This window comes from Pantoea sp. X-Soil-ISGK-259, from assembly GCF_059730705.1.
Genome location: NZ_AP035986.1, coordinates 3,569,637 through 3,587,228 on the forward strand (window position 1 = coordinate 3,569,637; position 17,592 = coordinate 3,587,228).

Below are 17,592 nucleotides of genomic sequence, written 5' to 3' on the forward strand. Positions count from 1 at the left end.
ATCCGCTGTTAATTCTACGTGTTTTCACAGTTAATCGCCGGATTCAAAAGTTACTTATCATTGCGCCTGAATGACCGACAACTTTGCCGTCGTCAGACAGAGAACGGCTGTGAGCGTTTTCTGTTGCTATTTCTGTTACTACACCACCAATAATATAACAACTTTGCAACCTTCGCCTTCCGGGGCTGTGACGGGGGTTTTGGTCTGAGCGTATTTATTTGCTATTATCGCCGCCCGCTAGCCGCCCGAACCCTGCTCATCAATCGACCGATTGCATAAAAATGCATTAAAATGCATAATCACCACTCTGCCGCAGGCGGCTGCGCGGTTATTCTCTCTATTTATTGGTAACCTATGCGAAACCCATCGAAACAAGACGATCTGATCAAGGCTTTTAAAGCCTTATTAAAAGAAGAAAAATTCAGTTCCCAGGGCGAAATTGTTCAGGCGCTTCAGGATCAGGGCTTTGAAAATATCAATCAGTCCAAAGTCTCGCGCATGCTAACCAAGTTTGGCGCTGTGCGCACCCGCAATGCCAAGATGGAGATGGTCTATTGCCTGCCTGCTGAGCTGGGTGTGCCGACCACGACAAGTCCGTTAAAAAACCTGGTACTGGATATCGACTACAACGATGCCCTGGTGGTAATTCATACCAGCCCGGGCGCAGCACAGCTGATTGCACGCCTGCTGGATTCACTGGGTAAGTCGGAAGGGATTCTTGGCACCATTGCTGGCGATGACACGATCTTTATCACCCGTGCGCGCGACTTCACGGTTAAGCAACTGCACAGCGCAATCCTGAACCTGTTTGAACAGGAACTGTGATTGCTGACTGACGGCCTGCACTCCCGTGCCAGGTCGTCAGTTTGTTTTCTCTTCTCACCGTGTTACATCACACTGTTCCGCTGCTTAATATGTCATAAGCCCGCTTTCATGCGCCTTACCGTCAGACATATCGCTTACTCTGCTTCACTATTTGCGCTATTTTACACTGCTTTACATCACCGATCCGGTAACATTGCCCGGATCCAGATCAAACTCCAGTCCAATCCCCGCCAACTTTCGCACTAAACGTTAAAGTGATCTATCTCACTGTTTTTGTGATTATAAAACCCTCAAAGGCTACTTTTTAACCCGTTTTTATAACGTTAAGTTATTAAAAGTAGCCATAAGGATAAAGAATCACAAAAAAACATTATTAGCGGAGTATTAATTTCTGTCGTTATTAGTTCTATACTTCTTTTCGTGATGCAAATCACACTAACTAAAAAGATAAAAATAGACGACGAGGAAATATCTATGAACGTAAAAACTACCATCGCTGCCCTGAGCATTCTCTCTGCCCTTTCATTTGGTGCAGTTGCCGCAGAATCTATCGATGCCTCTCAGGCACAGGATCTGCAGGCAGTCGGCACCATCAGTGTCAGCGGCGTTGCCGGTTCACCGATGGATATTAAGCAGCAACTCAGTGACAAAGCCGATCAGCAGGGCGCAAAAGCCTATCGCGTGATTGAGGCTTACAACAACGGCAATTATCACGCTACCGCCGCACTGTATAACTAAGGCGTAGCCCGATAATGCCAGTGGTTCTCCGTCTGACGCGCCCTTTGCGCTCCGGAGTGAAGCAAATAATTCAGGAGATTTGACCATGAAAACGAAATTAGCGATTGCCGCACTGAGTCTGGCTTCACTGTTCTCAGTAGGTGCCAGTGCTGCAAGCCTGGTGTCCAATGAGCAGGCACAGGGCCTGCAATCAATGAATCAGACCATCAGTATTGGTGGACGCAACGGTGACCAGACGCATGTCCGTCAGGTCCTGTCTGAGAAAGCGGACGCACAGGGTGCAAGCCACTATCGCATCATCGAAAACAACCAGGATAACACCTGGCATGTCACCGCTGAGCTTTATAAATAATTAACCGTGATGGCGCCTGAAGGCGCATGAAAATATCGACGACCCGCCTTTATGAGTAACCGCAGGTTGTTGATTGTATTGAGGAGATAATCATGAATATCAAAACAACCATCGCTACAGTCAGTCTGCTTTCCGTTATGGCGTTTGGCGCATCTGCTGCGCAGCTGGTAACCGGCGATCAGACGCAGAACCTGCAGCCTGCGGGCACCGTAAGCATCAGTGGAACCGCGGGTGCACCAATGGATTACCGTGCAGCGCTTTCACAGAAAGCGGATGAACAAGGTGCCAGCGCCTATAAAGTCATTGAAGCGCGCACGGGTGATAACTACCACATCACCGCACAGCTTTATAAGTAATTCCTCGTCAGATTTATGACGAACCCTTTGGCCCCGCTCGCCGGGGCCTTTTTTTATCTGACGTTAAAGTGCAGCCTGCCTTCCAGCTCCTCTTCCGCTTCATCAAATAACAGAATCAGCGCACCATAGCGACGCCGCTGTCCCCTGCCGAGATTTATAAATTCAATCTCCAGTGGCATGGGTAACAGATCGCTCGTCACGACATCCCATAATCCATCCAGGTCGCAGATGCGGCGTTCCTCCAGCGTAAAACGCTCGCTGAACTGGCGGAAAAAATGGGCCTGATCGACAATTTCATTAAAATCAAAACGCTCGATTTTCATGCTGACGGCTCCCATGCTCCGTCTGCGGGCGGCCTTTGCCGCCCCCGTTCATGTCCGCTAGTCCAAGCCGCCCAGATGCAGCGCTTTGACCTCCAGATACTCCTCCATGCCAAGTACCGAGCCTTCCCGACCCAGACCCGACTCTTTAACACCACCAAAGGGTGCCAGCTCGGTTGAAACAGCACATTCATTAATACCGATCATGCCACTTTCCAGCGCCGCTGAAACACGGAACACCCGTTGCAGATTTTGAGTGTAAAAGTAAGCGGCAAGACCAAACGGCGTATCGTTGGCCCGGCGGATGACATCCTCTTCGTCATCAAAGCGGAAACAGGCGGCCACCGGACCAAACGTCTCTTCCTGGGCGAGTTGCATACCTTCGTGTGCCTCGGTAATTACGGTCGGCTGCCAGAAGTTGCCGCCCAGTGCATGACGTTCGCCGCCCGCCAGTAATTTGCCACCTTTCGCTACCGCGTCTTTAACGTGTTGCTCAACCTTCTCCACTGCTGATGCTTCAATTAAGGGGCCGACAATGACGCCCTCTTCCATCCCGTTGCCCACCTTCAGCGCGTTCACTTCGGCGGCCAGTTGTTGTGTGAAGCGGTCATAGACGGCGTTGTGAATGTAAAAGCGATTAACGCTGACGCACACCTGGCCCGCATTGCGAAATTTGTTGGCAATCGCACCCTGAACGGCAGCCTCAATGTCGGCATCGTCGAACACGATATAAGGGGCATTCCCGCCAAGCTCCATCGATACTTTTTTCATGGTTTCGGCGGCATTGCGCATCAGCAGCTTGCCCACCTGGGTAGAGCCGGTAAACGAGATTTTGCGCACCCCTTTGCTGGCCATGATTGCATCGCTGATAGCATGAGTATCACCCGCGACCGCGTTCAGTACGCCATCTGGCACGCCTGCCTGCTTCGCCAGTGCCAGCAAGGCAAAGGCGGAAAGTGGCGTGTTGTTGGCGGGTTTAATAATGCCGGTACAGCCTGCTGCCAGAGCCGGGCCCAGTTTGCGGGTCAGCATTGCCATCGGAAAATTCCACGGCGTGATGGCAGCCACTACGCCAATCGGCTCGCGAGTGGCCAGAATACGGGAGCCTGGTTTTGCGGGTGGAATGATCTCTCCATTAGCTCGTTTCGCCTGCTCGGCAAACCACTGGATAAAACTGGCGGCATACTCGACTTCCCCTTCCGCCTCTTTCAGGGGCTTGCCTTGTTCGGTCGTCATTAGCTGTCCAAGCCAGCGCTTATTCTCAATGATCAACTGATACCAGCGAGTGAGAATGTCAGCGCGCTCTTTCGCCGTCTTCGCCCGCCAGGCAGGAAAGGCTCGTTCTGCGGCGGCGATTGCCTGTTCCGTTTCAGCTTTCCCTGCTTTTGCCACCTGTGCAATCACCTCACCGGTTGCCGGGTTAGTGACGTCAAAAGTGGAGGCAGCCTGATGCCACTGACCGTCCGCTAAATAGCCGGTCCGGAACAGTTCGCTCTCTTGCAGTGATTTCATTGATTCGCTCCTGTCAGTTTTACGCTTCCGTCTGAAGAGTATAGTTGGCAAAAGCGACAGATTTTGTGTCAGGCGGGGATTGCGCTGGCCGCTGCAGGTGACAGCGGCCAGTTTCAGATTTGGATGAGCGTGTTCTGATACTTATCCAGCATCATCGCCAGTCGTTTTACGGGTTCTGTTACGCTGACGGGTGCATCGTAATGGACCAGTTTCTCCTGATAGACATCCAGCTCCTTCAGCAGACGCTCAAAGTAGTAACGGCGCTTGTCGTCGCTGCTGGCGGAGATCACCCGATCTGCGGTGTAACGCAGTTGTCGGTGATACGCAGAGAGGTCTGCGTTAACCGGCACGTCTGCATCACGTAAGCGCTGATGGCCAATGATCAGTGTCAGCGCGATGCGATATTTATTGATATCGCCTGGAAACAGATTCAGCAGCAAAAACAGTTGCTGATAGAGCGCTGGCAAATGGTTTTCACGTCGCCGCGCCTGATTGGTGGTCATGGCGGAGACGGCCGCATACATAAAGCGATTCAGCAGCTTGCGTCCGGTACGCGCCTTTGATTTATCACGAATTAACAGGATCACCATCATCGCCACAAAGCAGCCGATAACCTGTCCGAGCACGTTGTCCAGAAAGACATTGGTGTGAAATTGCATCGGATTATCAAGAACCACGACGTTGAGGGTACCAATTAACGCGCCCAGCGTGCCGATCTGACGCCGCTGAATAAAGATGCCAGCGATAAAGCCCAGCACGCCAATTGCGATGCAGAGCAGCAATGCGCTCTGCTGAGTAGCAGGGAGAACATACATAAAGTAGAGCGCACCCAGCGGAACCGCGACTGTCATGCCGTAGAGAAAATCTTTGGCCATCATCAGTGGATTAGGCATACGCATTGCCAGTGCGGTGATTACCGCCAGCATCACCATACAGCCACTGCCTGAGGTCCAGCCGGTATAAAGCCAGAACAGTGAACCCAGCGCAGTCGCAACGAAGGTACGAATACCGTTGATCATCGCATGATGTGTTTCAGCGGAACGCGCCTGAATCACCACTTCCCGCTGTAAAATCTCCTCTTCCAGCGAGGTGATTCGGCTGTTGCTTTTGATACCATTGAGCAGCAGGAGATATTCGGTGGCAGTGCTAACCCAACTGGCCAGCGTGACCGGCGTCGATTTGCCACTGGCACCGATCACCCGCCGCATCACTTTCATCCGCTTGTGCACCTCTTCAACCGTCGACGCGGGCTTTTCAACCATCAAACGATATTGAGGCGGAATGTAGTCAGGGCGAGAATTCTGAATGAGGAAGGTTTCAGCAGCCTGCGTAATCAGCGTCAGCGACAACGTGTTCAGCATCTGCAAACGGCGGTGACTGTTCTTCCAGCGTGACGACTCCATCATCAGCTGGCTGCGCATGCTGTTCAGGGCTGAAGTGCGACGCACCAGGGCTCCCCATGCTTTGTCGACCTCTTCTTTATCACCATGTGCGACGCAGAGTTGCAGCAGGTGATAATGCGCCACCAGCAGCGAATCCACTTCGGCGTCGATCACTTTTTTGATTGAACGTGGCGAGAAGATCATGTCGGCCAGAATGGCACACAAAATACCGAGAACGATTTCACTGCAACGCTCAACGGCGTATTGCGGTACCAGTGTCAGACCGCCGCTGGCGTTGGCCGTGACCACAATAATGAGCGCCGTGTAGCCCGCCAGTCCCAGTGCGTAAGAGTTTTCAACTTTGATCAGCGACGAGAGCCAGACGCAGAGCCCTGCCCAGATGCAGCACAGCAGCAGCATCACGACCGGCGCACGAACGGTGGCAATCATGATGGTCAGCGCGGCAATACACCCAATGAATGTCCCGATAATACGCAAAACACCGCGATAACGCAGCGCCCCGGAATAGGGATCGCCACCGGCCGCAAACGCGGTGCCGCCCGCCACGATCCCGGCGGTCATTACTGCCCAGCGTGGCGTTTCAAGGTTCAGGTGGAACCCCACCATCAGCGCTAATACCAGCGCAAAGGTGAGTTTTACCGGGAAACGCAGAAACTGGATCATATCGCCCTCTTAACCAAACTCACGCAGGCGATTAAACAGTCGGATCATCGGTGACACCTGTTCAGGCTGACGATCGACCTGGCCCGTTATCACCACCGTTGCCGTGGTTCCTGCCGGGAAGCGATTACCTGGCTGGTCATCCAGCCGAATTCGCACAGGCACACGCTGCGCCAAACGGACCCACTCCAGGTTGGAGTCCACTGTTGCCATACCTTTACTGTCGACCGAGCTGCTGCTATTGGTCACGCCAGCCGCCACACTATCGACCGTGCCACGCAATACAATGTTGCTGCCAAGCGGCGTAACTTCCGCACGGTAACCCTTCTCAACACCGTGCAGCTTGGTCTCTTCCAGGTAAGCCAGTACATAGAAGGAGTGCTGCTGAACCAGCGCTACTGCCACAGAACCGCGGGTAATAAACTCACCCTGGTAGACATTAAGGTTAGTGACCCAGCCGTCGGATGGCGCTTTTACAGTGGTGCGTTCAAGGTCAATCGCCGCCAGATCGCGTGTTGCCACCGATTTCGCCAGCTGATGCTCACTGGTTTGCAGATCGTTATTGGATTGCTCGATAGCCTCGCGCGACATCGCGGAGGTGCCAAGCTGATTTCGTCGTCCGGCTTCGCGACGTTTCTCACTCACCAGTGCCTGATAGTACTCAACATCCGCCTGTGCCTGATCAAGCGCTTTCTGATAGCGCGGCCGATCAACCACAAACAGCGTATCGCCCTTTTTAACCAGCTGATTGTCGTGTACCGGAACATCGGTAATGAGGCCGGTGACGTCAGGCGAAATCGCCACCACGTCTGCCGCGAAACGTGCATCCCGGGTCCAGGGCGATTCGGTGTAGAACACCCAGGCGCGGAAAATGATTACCACAGCGATGATGACCAGCAGAATAGTGATCGCGTAGCGCGCGATTTTTCTTATGAGTGCTTTCACTTCAACCTCAGACTAATAAACGGGAGACAAGGTAAAACACACAGCAGTAAAGCGCTGTATTAAAAAGTGCCGGATGCCAGACAAGATCGTAGATACCGCTCGGCGTGAGCACACGTTTCACTAACCAGAACAGCATCAGTGAAATAATAAGTTCGATGAAAACGGGCGGAAAAGAGAGCCCAAACATGACAAATACCGGAAGCACACTCATCAAAAATCCTTAGTTCGACCTTGCCGGGATACTCCTTTGCCTTTTCAGATTTCGCGGGAAAACCATCTGGCAGCGCTATCCGAACCGCAGCTGGCTTAATAATAGCGTATCATCGAAGGGTATCAGGCAATGAAGAATCACCGGGAAATATCCCGGCGCGCATATAGTAACGCGCCTGACTATACGTTTTCTACAGAATGTGATCTAAATCACTTTTAAGCCAGAGTAAATAATGGAACGACTGAAAGGCATGTCTGTCTTCGCCAGAGTGGTCGAACTGGGTTCGTTTACCGCCGCGGCACGCCAGCTTCATCTTAGCGTCTCATCAATTAGCCAGATTGTCGCGAAACTGGAAGATGCATTGCAGGTTAAGCTGCTGAATCGCAGCACCCGCAGTATCGGGCTGACCGAAGCGGGTAAAATCTATTATCAGGGTTGTCGCCGTATGCTGGCCGAAGCGACGCAGGTGCACGAGCAGCTCTACGCGTTTAATAACACGCCCATTGGCGAGCTGCGAATCGGCAGCTCCTCAACCATGGCGCAGAATGTGTTAGCCGGCATGACCAGCGACATGCTGCGGGAGTACCCGGGACTGAGTGTGAATCTGGTTACCGGTGTACCGGCGCCGGATTTGATTGCGGATGGTCTGGATCTGGTGATTCGGGTGGGCGCACTAAAAGACTCCAGCCTCTTTTCACGTCGTCTTGGTGCCATGCCAATGGTGGTGTGCGCTGCAAAAAGCTATCTGACGCAGCATGGCACGCCCGAGAAACCAGCTGACATCGATAATTTTTCCTGGCTGGAATATAGCGTACGGCCCGACAACAATTTCGAGCTGATTGCGCCGGAAGGCCTGGTGACCCGCCTGTCACCGCAGGGACGTTTCGTGACGAATGATTCTCTGACGCTGATCCGCTGGCTGAAGTCGGGCAATGGCATCGCCTATGTGCCAATGATGTGGGTGATTAATGAGATCAACGCGGGTGAGATCGATATTCTTTTTCCGCAGTATCAGTCCGATCCGCGACCGGTCTACGCACTCTATACCGAGAAAGATAAGTTGCCGCTTAAGGTGCAGGTCTGTATCGATTACCTGACCGGCTATTTTGAACAGGTGGCTGAACAGTATCAGCAGCACCGTAAAAGCTAACAACCCGCCAGGTGGCGGGTTGTTGAGGTCACATCAGGCGGTGCCGCCGATGGTCAGTTTATCCAGCTTCAGCGTAGGCTGACCGACACCGACCGGCAGGCTCTGGCCCTCTTTACCGCAGACGCCCACGCCTTTATCCAGCGCCAGGTCGTTACCCACCATCGAGATCTGCTGCATCGCTTCAATGCCGGAGCCAATCAGCGTGGCGCCTTTCACCGGTTTGGTGATTTTGCCGTTCTCAATCAGATAAGCCTCTGAGGTTGAGAAGACAAATTTGCCGGAGGTGATATCCACCTGACCGCCACCAAAGTTCGGCGCATAGATGCCGTACTCAACACTTTCAATAATATCCTGCGGTGATGATTTGCCTGCCAGCATATAGGTGTTGGTCATGCGCGGCATAGGCAGATGGGCGTAGGATTCACGGCGTCCGTTACCGGTCGGGCTGACGCCCATCAGTCGCGCATTGAGCTTGTCCTGCATGTAGCCTTTCAGCACACCATTCTCAATCAGCATGTTGTACTGGCCGGGAACACCTTCATCATCCACCGCCAGTGAACCGCGCAGCCCTTCAAGGGTGCCGTCATCCACCACGGTACAGAGTTCAGACGCAACCTGCTGACCGATTTTACCGCTGAACACTGAGGTGCCACGGCGGTTAAAGTCGCCTTCCAGACCGTGACCAACTGCTTCATGCAACAGGACGCCAGGCCAGCCCGCACCCAGCACCACCGGCAATGCGCCGGCAGGTGCCGCTACAGCAGAGAGATTAACCAACGCCATGCGCACCGCTTCACGCGCCCAGGCATCAGCGCGCACTTCGCCATTTTCATCTTCATGGAAGAACGTATAACCGGTACGCGCACCGCCGCCGCTTGCGCCGCGTTCACGCTTGCCCTGATCTTCAACCTGAACGCTGATAGAGAGGCGAACCAGCGGACGAACGTCAGCCGCCAGTGTGCCGTCAGTCGCGGCCACCAGCACCTGTTCGTAAACACCGGTCAGGCTGGCATTGACTTCCTGCACGCGCGGGTCAGCCGCACGGGCCACTTTATCAACGCGATGCAGCAGGGCAATTTTATCTTCACGTGTCAGGCTGCTCAGCGGATCGACCGCAGAATAGAGCGAACGGTTCATTACGGCAGAGAGCGTGTGTGCCTTGCCATTTCCCTGTTCACGTACGATGCTACGTGCCGCTTCAGAGGAGAGACGCAGTGCATTCAGTGTGATCTGGTCTGCATAGGCGAAGCCGGTTTTCTCCCCGCTGACCGCGCGAACGCCCACACCCTGATCGATATGGTATGAGCCATCTTTAATAATTTTATCTTCCAGCACCCAGGATTCGTGAAAGCTGGATTGAAAATAGAGATCGGCATAATCCAGACGACGTTCTGAAAGCTGCCCTAACAGGGAAAATAGGTCCTGCTGATTAATGCCGTTAGCAGTCAGTAACTGCTCACTTACCAGGTTCAGAGTCATCGTTTCTCACTCATTATGTGCTCAGATAATCATAGCCTGCGGTAATTCCGGTACGGCGTCAAATTCACTTGTTGTCAGTTTCACGCGGTTTACGCAGTACTTCATTGATTTCCGGCTTATCCAGTGGGCCACTGATGTGATAACGCAGCAGCGATATCTTGTTCCAAAGGGGTCCCAGAACTTTACTGGCGGCAAACACCGCGGCACCAATCACCGGATTGATGGCAAAGGCGGTTGCCACGCCGACTGAAGCGGATATTTCCGGCGCCACCACCGCTTCCATGTCAATCTGACGTTTGACCAGGTCGAGATTGCCCTGCATGGCGATATCGGCTTCCAGCCCATCCACCAGCAGGTTATCGGTGCGCATCCTGCCGTTTTCGATCCAGGCGGTGCCGTTAATCGAATCGAAATAGAACGAGTTGGTAAAGGTGTCGCTGAAGTCGAAGCGCAGCTTGCGCAGCAGCGCATCAAAGCTCACCAGTCGCAGGATTTTTCCCGCTGTGCCTGTGTTGACATCCGCAATCTGGCCTTTGCCAAAGTGGGTCTTCAGGGTACCGCTCAGCGTCTCTGCGGAGGGCTGCCAGGGGGCAGAGCGCCAGTGCAGATCGTAAGAAATATCAAATGGCGCATCGCGCAGCGGCGTGTTGACACCAAACCAGTTGGTCGCGTTATTGACATTCGGGCCTTTAAGCGTCCCCTTCAGCGAGGTGCGCTGGTCATCGGGACGGTTGATCCACTCACCGTTAATTTTAAGCTGCGAACTGCCGGTATCCACTTTACCATTAGTAAGCGCTAACTTATCTCCTTCAGGTTGCAGCGCCGCAGATATCTGACCATATTTTTGGCCGAGCACCCAGCATTCTTTACAGCGTAATTGCAGAGCGGGCCACTGGCTGAAATTAATGTTTTTGGCTTGCTGAGGAGACGCTTTGCCGCCTTTATCGGCATCACCTGCATCATTACCCCACTGCGGATTGTAGTAGAGGTAATCCAGGTTCACTTGCCACGGCGCTTTAGGTGCCATTAGCAGCGCACCACGCAACTCTTTCGCATTGACGCTGACCTGGCTATTGCCGCCTGAACCCTGCGCCAGCGTCGCCTCAACATCATGCCATTGCTGCCCGGCCAGCGTGACTGCCGGACTGCGCAGCGTGATGTTACCCGGCAGCGTGACGCCACCCGTCTGGAAATCGCTACCGCCGCCTGATGCACGTGTCCCGGAAGAACCTCCGGCAGCCATCATCGCCACCCAGGCCTCGCCATCCAGCGCAGGCAGGTTCAGCACCATGCCAGCATGATCGGGCAGAGCCGGCGTTTTCCGGGCATCATTCAGCCAGATGCCGCGGTCAACACGCAACGTCGGCTCCAGCAACCAGCGGCTGTTAAAACGGTGGTCTTCATCAATGCTGCCACTGAGATCGAAATGGTTCAGGTCACCGCTGGCCTGAATGGCAATCGGCATTGCCTCACCGGCATTTTTATCGAGCGGTGCAGGTAAGTGACTACTTACTTCTTTGGCATTACCGTTCAGTACCACGTCATAACGCGCCCCGCCATGATGGGGCAGCGTGATATTCACGTCGCCCTGCCAGGGGAGATGCCCGCCCAGTTGCTTACTGACAGCTGCCGGGACCTCGCTGATTTTAGCGGGTTGCCAGTCGCCCTGAAGTTTGACGTTCACGCCAAAGTCGTCCGGGTTCTCTTTGGTGCTGAAACGGACGCCCATCGGCTGACCAAACCAGTTTGCCCGCAGATCCTCACTCTCCAGATTGCCATTATCGTAACGGAAGCGGCCTGAAAGGTTGTTGATCGTGGTTTTTAACGGCTTGATAAACAGTGAATTATTGTTCAGATCGACATTGCCGCGGGCGTGCACCTGCTGGCCATCCAGTGGAATATCCAGATTCAGATGGCCACCGACGCGGCCTTTGATTTCCAGCTCCGACAGCGCGGCACCCAATGAAGGTTTCAGCGGCGTCTGATCGAAATAGTCAGCGATCTGCGGACCTTCGCCGCTGATATCCCCGTCGATGATCAGTTTTTCTTTAAGATAGTCCGGGATCACCGCCGTGACATTATGCGCGTCCACCTCGCCCAGTCGGGCAATGGGTGCTTTCATCCACAGACCGTCATTCAGGAAGTTAAGGTCAATATCGAGATTGCTCAACGCCGGCCATTTGGGCTGAAACGCATAGGTCGCCTGGCGAAGCGGCACCCAGACCTGGAACATGCCATCATTGTGCTTAAACGGGAACAGCGCCGGGTTACCTGCAAACAGCAGCGTGGCATTGTCCACCCTGCCACCCTTCACTGCCCCACTCAGATAGTGCGTCAGGCTATTGCCCATCAGCGGTACCGGGAAGTAGCGCCAGGCATCGCCCGCATCGGTAAGCCGGATTCCGGCCAGAATATCCAGACGGGGTTCACCACCGCTATTCTGCTGATAGCTGAAATCCCCACGCGCCCAGAGCGAGCGAGCCTGCAGGTCAAGGTTTTCACCCGCCAGCGTGAGGCCATGTTCATCACGCAGCCACCGCACCGCACCGGTCACGCGCTTAATCTCTAAAGGGGCCTGGAACATATCGCCATAGGGAACGGTTGCCGCCCCCATATCTACACTGACCTGACCATTGCTCAGGCTGCCGCGCGCTTCACCGCTTAAATGGCTGATGCCCGGCAACAATTTCCAGTGCTGCCAGCTGAAATCACGCCACTTTACCTGGACGCGGGTTTTTTCAGGCTGCTGTAAGGGAATATCCAGCGCCAGGCCATCGACGGTGCCTTGTGGCTGCAGCGTCTGCCAGTTTTCAAACAGCGCCGGAGAGAGCGGCGCAAACAGCGGAACGATAGGTGCAATATGGCTCAATACCAGTTGTGTCGCGCGAACACGTACTTCCGGCTGACCTTCCGGCCCCAGCAGCTGTTTATCCTCAGGACGCCATAACAGAGAGAAGTGGCCGGCGGGCCATGACTGGCCGTCAGTGCTGAGCCGCGTGTGCGGCACATTGACGACCCAGCCATTCTGGAAGCGTGACAAATGCGCGGTCAGCCCATCGACGTCTATGCGGTGTCGGCCGGTCTCGCCCTGCCAGCTGGCGCCCCCCTTGCGCAGCAGCAGATCACCGGCATAAATGTCGCCATCACGCAGGTTGACCCAGGCTGCCAGGCTGAAGCGGGCGCTGTCCAGGCGGGTGTTATCGCGCACCCAGCGGCCCAGCCATGGACGCATGTCGACGTCGTCGGCCTGCATCCAGATGCGACCATCATTGAGTACGCCGTTGCTGTCATTGAGATCGAGCCGCACCTGAACTACGCCGTGCTGGCCGGTAAAGCTCGACAGACTGACTTCACCCTCGGCCCGGTGGCGGTTGTCTTCGTTGACCCAGGAGAGTCGCGGAATCGCCAGTTCAGCATGCTGGCCGGAAGGGGTGCGGAAACGGATGGTGCTATCCCGCAGGTCGAAGTGGTCAAACTGACGCAGAAAGAGTTCATTAATCTGCGCCGGACGGAAGCTGTTTTTCTCTTTGTCGTTGTCGAGTAAAGGACGATTAGTCTCGAGGTGCAGCTGCCAGAAGGTCAGATCGCGAAACTGCCAGCGCCAGTGCAGCAGGGATTGCCAGACGTCGAGCGCCAGGTTGATGCGATTGATCGAGAGTTTACCGTTCTCATTAAGATCAACGTTGAGATCGCGTACCTGCAGAGTCGGGCCAAAGTTCTCCCACTTGCCCTCTAACTGGCTGGCGTTAACCGGCACACCTGTGCGGTCAGAGATGAATTGCAGAAGGTTGCTGCGATAGCTGTCGAGATGCGGCATCACCAGACGCAATCCGCTGACCAGCAGCGCGACAATCACGATGATTGCCGCGACCAGCAGTAACAAAATCCTCGGCAACTGCCTCACGCACGCCTCTCCTTGTGTTCCGTAAACGACGGATAGTTGGTTCTTAATACCCGACCGTCTTCAGATGAAAGCGTTAAAAGCGCGCATTTTATCTCAAACAAGGGCGATTTTTCAGCCCGATTTCCGAAGAAACCGGTATTCGGACTGGTGTTACATCATCACCACGTCGAACTGCTCCTGAGTGTAGAGCGCTTCGACATGGACTTTGACCTGCTTGCCGACAAAGATTTCAACTTCAGCCAGTGCATGAGACTCGTCGGTTTTTAACGCTTCACCGACCGTCGGTGAAACATAGACCAGGAAACGGTCAGAATCATAGGCGTGGTGAACCCGGACAATTTCACGCATGATCTCATAGCAAACCGTTTCAACGGTTTTCAGCGTGCCGCGCCCTTTGCAGACCGGGCAATCCTGACATAGAACGTGCTCAATGCTTTCACGGGTACGCTTACGCGTCATTTCCACCAGACCCAACGTCGAGAACCCATTGATACCGGTTTTAACCCGATCTTTACTGAGTGCGCTTTCCAGCGAATGCAGTACCCGGCGCCGGTGGTCTTCATTGCTCATGTCAATGAAGTCGATAATGATAATGCCTCCCAGATTACGCAGTCGCAGCTGACGCGCGATCGCCTGAGTGGCCTCAACATTGGTATTAAAGATCGTCTCATCCAGATTGCGATGGCCGACAAACGCACCGGTGTTGATATCGATAGTCGTCATCGCTTCGGTCTGATCGATGATCAGATATCCGCCTGACTTTAGTTCGACTTTGCGATCCAGCGAACGCTGAATCTCATTTTCGACATCAAACAGGTCGAAAATAGGCTGTTTACCGTTGTAAAGCTCCAGCTTGCCGGCCATTTCCGGGATATATTCACCGGTAAATTCCACCAGCATGTCGCAGGTCAGACGGGAGTCGACCCGGATGCGATCCAGCGCAGCGCCGGCAAAATCACGCAGAATACGCTGGGCCAGCGCCAGCTCGCCGTAAAGCAGGCAGCGGGTCTGGTTGCGCTTTTTACGTTCGCTGACTTTGGTCCAGAGACGTTTGAGAAAAGCCGCGTCCTGCGCCAGCTCCTCTTCTCCAATTCCCTCTGCGGCGGTGCGGATGATAAAGCCACCGAGGTCGTCGCAGTAGTCAGCCACCACCGCTTTAAGCCGATCGCGCTCTTTCTCACTCTCAATGCGCTGAGAGACACCAACATGCGATGCGCCCGGCATAAAGACCAGGTAACGCGAAGGCAGGGTAATGTCCGTCGTCAGCCGGGCACCTTTAGTACCCAGTGGATCCTTGACGACCTGAACCACCAGATCCTGTCCCTGACGCACCAGCTCAGCGATATCACGCACGATGAAGTTTTTCTTTTCGTCGCCCGCCACACATTCAGTATGCGGCATGATGTCAGAGGCGTGCAGAAAGGCCGCTTTTTCCAGACCGATATCGACAAAGGCGGCCTGCATGCCGGGCAGAACACGACTGACACGTCCTTTGTAAATATTGCCAACAATGCCGCGCCGCGCTTCACGCTCAATATGTATTTCCTGAAGGATGCCGCCGTCAATATAGGCAACACGCGTTTCAGAAGGCGTGACGTTAACCAGTAATTCAGCCGTCATGTTGACCTCTTACAGCACGCAGTGACTGGAAATGGCTGATCAGCTCCGCTGTCTCAACCAGAGGTAATCCGACCACTGCATGGTAGCTTCCATTAATTTTTCGGACAAAGTTTCCTCCCCTGCCCTGAATACCGTATGCACCCGCTTTATCCATCGGTTCGCCGGTAGCGATATAGTCGTCGATGTCGGTCTCCGTTAAGGTGCGGAATGTCACATCAGTGGTCACAACGCAATCCAGCGCCTGCTGGCTGTCGGCCAGCGCTACCGCCGTCATCACCTGATGTGTATGGCCCGAGAGTTTGCGCAGCATCGCGTGGGCATGGGCGGCATCGCGTGGTTTTTCCAGCACGTCGCCATTCAGCACCACGATGGTATCCGCGCCCAGCACCGGCAGATCCTGCGCGGCCAGTCTGACACCTGCCTGCGCTTTGTCGTTTGCCAGACGGCGGACATAAATTTCCGCCGCTTCATTTGGCTGACGTTGCTCTTCAACGTCAGTCACGATGCGCTCAAATGTCAGGCCAAGTTGAGTTAACAGCTCACGACGACGCGGTGAACCGGAAGCAAGATAAAGGGTTACCATAAATTTCCTTATTGAACAGCGAACTGACGACGAATTTTTCTCATTAATAAGAATAGCCAGGGCCAGAGAATACCGTCGACGACACTGCTCCAGAAAATTTCAGGTCGGAATGAAACGTTGATTACCAGGAACTCTGCCCAGAAGACAATCACATCCATCGCCAGTGACAGCACCATAACCATTAACGCTTGCTGCCACAACGCTAAGTTGCGGAATAACTGGAACTTAAAGGCAATCAGGTAGGCGATGATACTGAGCGCCAGCGCACGCACGCCAAGCGTCGATCCGGCAACCAGATCCATGATGGCACCCAGCACAAATCCAGTACCGACATTGACCCGATGTGGCAGTGCGAGAACCCAATAGATGAGGATCAGTAGCAGCCATGAGGGCCGGAACATATAAATCTCTTCCGGCCACGGCATGATTTGCAGGACTAACGCAACCAGGAAAGAGAGCCAGATGACCCAGCGTCCCTGGCTACGATATCGACTCAAGGCTGGCCCCCGCGTGAACGCGAGGAGTTGCTCTGTCCGCTGCTGCTGGCAGACGGAGCAGGCGGTCCCATCTGAGCGGCTGGCGCTGGCGGGCCCATTTCACCGGCAGGCGGTAAAACCTGCGGCATCATCTGCATCAGACGCTCGTTCGCAACGCGGTGCACTTCATCCTGCGGCAGTGGCATATCGCCATTGCGGTCAGCGCCCCACAGCAACAGCAGGTAACGCAGACGCTGCAGACCGGCGGTCGGATGGGCCTGAATCACCGTGTAAGCGCGCTGGGTGTCCACTTTCACAGAGGAAACCACACCCACCGGATAACCTTCAGGGAAACGACCACCAATGCCAGACGTCACCAGCACATCGCCGACACGAATGTCAGTATTACCCGGCAGATGCTCAAGCTGAAGATCTTCATTACAGCCGTTGCCGGCGGCAATCACACGAATGTCATTACGCAGCACCTGAATCGGCAGGGCATGAGATGCATCACAGATCAGCAGAACACGGCTGGTGAGTTGTCCGACCGCGATGACCTGACCCACCACACCTTTGTCGCTGATGACCGGCTGACCTTCATAGACACCGTTAACGCTGCCTTTGTCGATCACAACCTGGTCGGTGTAAGGATCGGTGCCGGTGGAGATCACCTGCGTCACCATCTTTTGCTCATCCTGACGCAGCGGTGAACCCAGCAGTTCACGCAGACGTGCGTTTTCCTGCTTATATTGCCCCAGCATTAGCAGGTTACTGTTTTTCAGGAAGAGTTCACGACGTAACGCTTTGTTTTCCTGCTCCAGTTGCTGACGCGATGCCAGCGACTCGGACACGCCATCCAACAGCTGACGTGGTCCATTGGCCAGGAAGTAAAACGGACTGACCGACGTATCCAGATAGTTGCGTATTTGGGTAAAAGAACCCACACGGCTGTCGGCAATAATAATGGCAATCGCCACAATTACCGCCAGAAAAAGACGCAACTGCAGGGAAGGCCCCCTGCTAAAAATCGGCTTCATATAATCTGCGTGATCCTCGAC

Annotated in this window: 16 protein-coding genes; 5 read left to right on the forward strand and 11 right to left on the reverse strand. The window is 54.3% G+C overall.

Features of this window, described 5'->3' with window-relative positions; all coding sequences use genetic code 11:
- Window positions 1-354: 354 nt before the first annotated feature.
- The 4 genes from argR to yhcN (AC6I77_RS16955) all read left to right on the forward strand — a co-directional run bounded on the left by argR (window position 355) and on the right by yhcN (AC6I77_RS16955) (window position 2,271).
- Window positions 355-825 (forward strand): transcriptional regulator ArgR, encoded by a 471-nt coding sequence (gene argR / locus AC6I77_RS16940; RefSeq protein ID WP_003855293.1) that lies wholly within the window; start codon window positions 355-357, stop codon window positions 823-825.
- A 474-nt stretch (window positions 826-1,299) separates the two neighbouring features.
- Window positions 1,300-1,563, forward strand: a complete 264-nt coding sequence (yhcN, locus tag AC6I77_RS16945) for a peroxide/acid stress response protein YhcN (RefSeq protein ID WP_003855290.1) — start codon at window positions 1,300-1,302, stop codon at window positions 1,561-1,563.
- Between the two features lie 85 nt (window positions 1,564-1,648).
- Window positions 1,649-1,915 (forward strand): YdgH/BhsA/McbA-like domain containing protein, encoded by a 267-nt coding sequence (locus AC6I77_RS16950; protein WP_003855289.1) that lies wholly within the window; start codon window positions 1,649-1,651, stop codon window positions 1,913-1,915.
- A gap of 92 nt (window positions 1,916-2,007) precedes the next feature.
- Window positions 2,008-2,271, forward strand: a complete 264-nt coding sequence (gene yhcN, locus AC6I77_RS16955; RefSeq protein WP_003855286.1) for a peroxide/acid stress response protein YhcN — start codon at window positions 2,008-2,010, stop codon at window positions 2,269-2,271.
- A gap of 53 nt (window positions 2,272-2,324) precedes the next feature.
- Here yhcN (AC6I77_RS16955) and AC6I77_RS16960 read toward each other — a convergent pair whose 3' ends face one another.
- From AC6I77_RS16960 to aaeX, 5 genes are all read right to left on the reverse strand, one after another.
- Window positions 2,325-2,594 (reverse strand): barstar family protein, encoded by a 270-nt coding sequence (locus AC6I77_RS16960; RefSeq protein ID WP_003855285.1) that lies wholly within the window; start codon window positions 2,592-2,594, stop codon window positions 2,325-2,327.
- 57 nt (window positions 2,595-2,651) lie between these two features.
- Window positions 2,652-4,103 (reverse strand): NAD-dependent succinate-semialdehyde dehydrogenase, encoded by a 1,452-nt coding sequence (locus AC6I77_RS16965; protein ID WP_003855282.1) that lies wholly within the window; start codon window positions 4,101-4,103, stop codon window positions 2,652-2,654.
- A 113-nt stretch (window positions 4,104-4,216) separates the two neighbouring features.
- Entirely contained in the window at window positions 4,217-6,169 is a 1,953-nt protein-coding gene (gene aaeB, locus AC6I77_RS16970; protein WP_039659442.1) for a p-hydroxybenzoic acid efflux pump subunit AaeB, read from the reverse strand.
- Between the two features lie 9 nt (window positions 6,170-6,178).
- Window positions 6,179-7,111, reverse strand: coding sequence for a p-hydroxybenzoic acid efflux pump subunit AaeA (gene aaeA, locus AC6I77_RS16975; RefSeq protein WP_008925808.1), 933 nt, complete (start codon window positions 7,109-7,111; stop codon window positions 6,179-6,181).
- 7 nt (window positions 7,112-7,118) lie between these two features.
- Window positions 7,119-7,322, reverse strand: coding sequence for a p-hydroxybenzoic acid efflux pump operon protein AaeX (aaeX, locus tag AC6I77_RS16980; RefSeq protein WP_003855277.1), 204 nt, complete (start codon window positions 7,320-7,322; stop codon window positions 7,119-7,121).
- Between the two features lie 232 nt (window positions 7,323-7,554).
- On the opposite strand from aaeX, the gene aaeR reads away from it, so the two are divergent.
- On the forward strand, window positions 7,555-8,472 hold the full coding sequence (gene aaeR / locus AC6I77_RS16985) for an HTH-type transcriptional activator AaeR (RefSeq protein WP_003855274.1): 918 nt from the start codon (window positions 7,555-7,557) through the stop codon (window positions 8,470-8,472).
- A 33-nt stretch (window positions 8,473-8,505) separates the two neighbouring features.
- Here the strand turns inward: aaeR and tldD are convergent, their stop codons facing one another.
- From tldD to mreC, 6 genes are all read right to left on the reverse strand, one after another.
- The gene (tldD, locus tag AC6I77_RS16990; protein ID WP_497817166.1) at window positions 8,506-9,951 is read right to left on the reverse strand and encodes a metalloprotease TldD; all 1,446 of its coding nucleotides are present in this window, start codon (window positions 9,949-9,951) and stop codon (window positions 8,506-8,508) included.
- Window positions 9,952-10,015: 64 nt separating this feature from the next.
- Window positions 10,016-13,855, reverse strand: coding sequence for an AsmA2 domain-containing protein YhdP (gene yhdP / locus AC6I77_RS16995; protein ID WP_497817167.1), 3,840 nt, complete (start codon window positions 13,853-13,855; stop codon window positions 10,016-10,018).
- 150 nt (window positions 13,856-14,005) lie between these two features.
- On the reverse strand, window positions 14,006-15,475 hold the full coding sequence (rng, locus tag AC6I77_RS17000) for a ribonuclease G (protein WP_008925811.1): 1,470 nt from the start codon (window positions 15,473-15,475) through the stop codon (window positions 14,006-14,008).
- Window positions 15,465-16,058: a Maf family protein gene (locus AC6I77_RS17005; RefSeq protein WP_003855266.1), complete on the reverse strand. Its 594-nt coding sequence runs from the start codon at window positions 16,056-16,058 to the stop codon at window positions 15,465-15,467. The genes rng and AC6I77_RS17005 overlap by 11 nt, the downstream gene beginning before the upstream one ends.
- An 8-nt stretch (window positions 16,059-16,066) precedes the next feature.
- The gene (mreD, locus tag AC6I77_RS17010) at window positions 16,067-16,555 is read right to left on the reverse strand and encodes a rod shape-determining protein MreD (RefSeq protein ID WP_003855265.1); all 489 of its coding nucleotides are present in this window, start codon (window positions 16,553-16,555) and stop codon (window positions 16,067-16,069) included.
- Complete coding sequence (gene mreC / locus AC6I77_RS17015) at window positions 16,552-17,571, reverse strand: rod shape-determining protein MreC (RefSeq protein WP_003855263.1); 1,020 nt, start codon at window positions 17,569-17,571, stop codon at window positions 16,552-16,554. The genes mreD and mreC overlap by 4 nt, the downstream gene beginning before the upstream one ends.
- Between the last annotated feature and the right edge of the window lie 21 nt (window positions 17,572-17,592).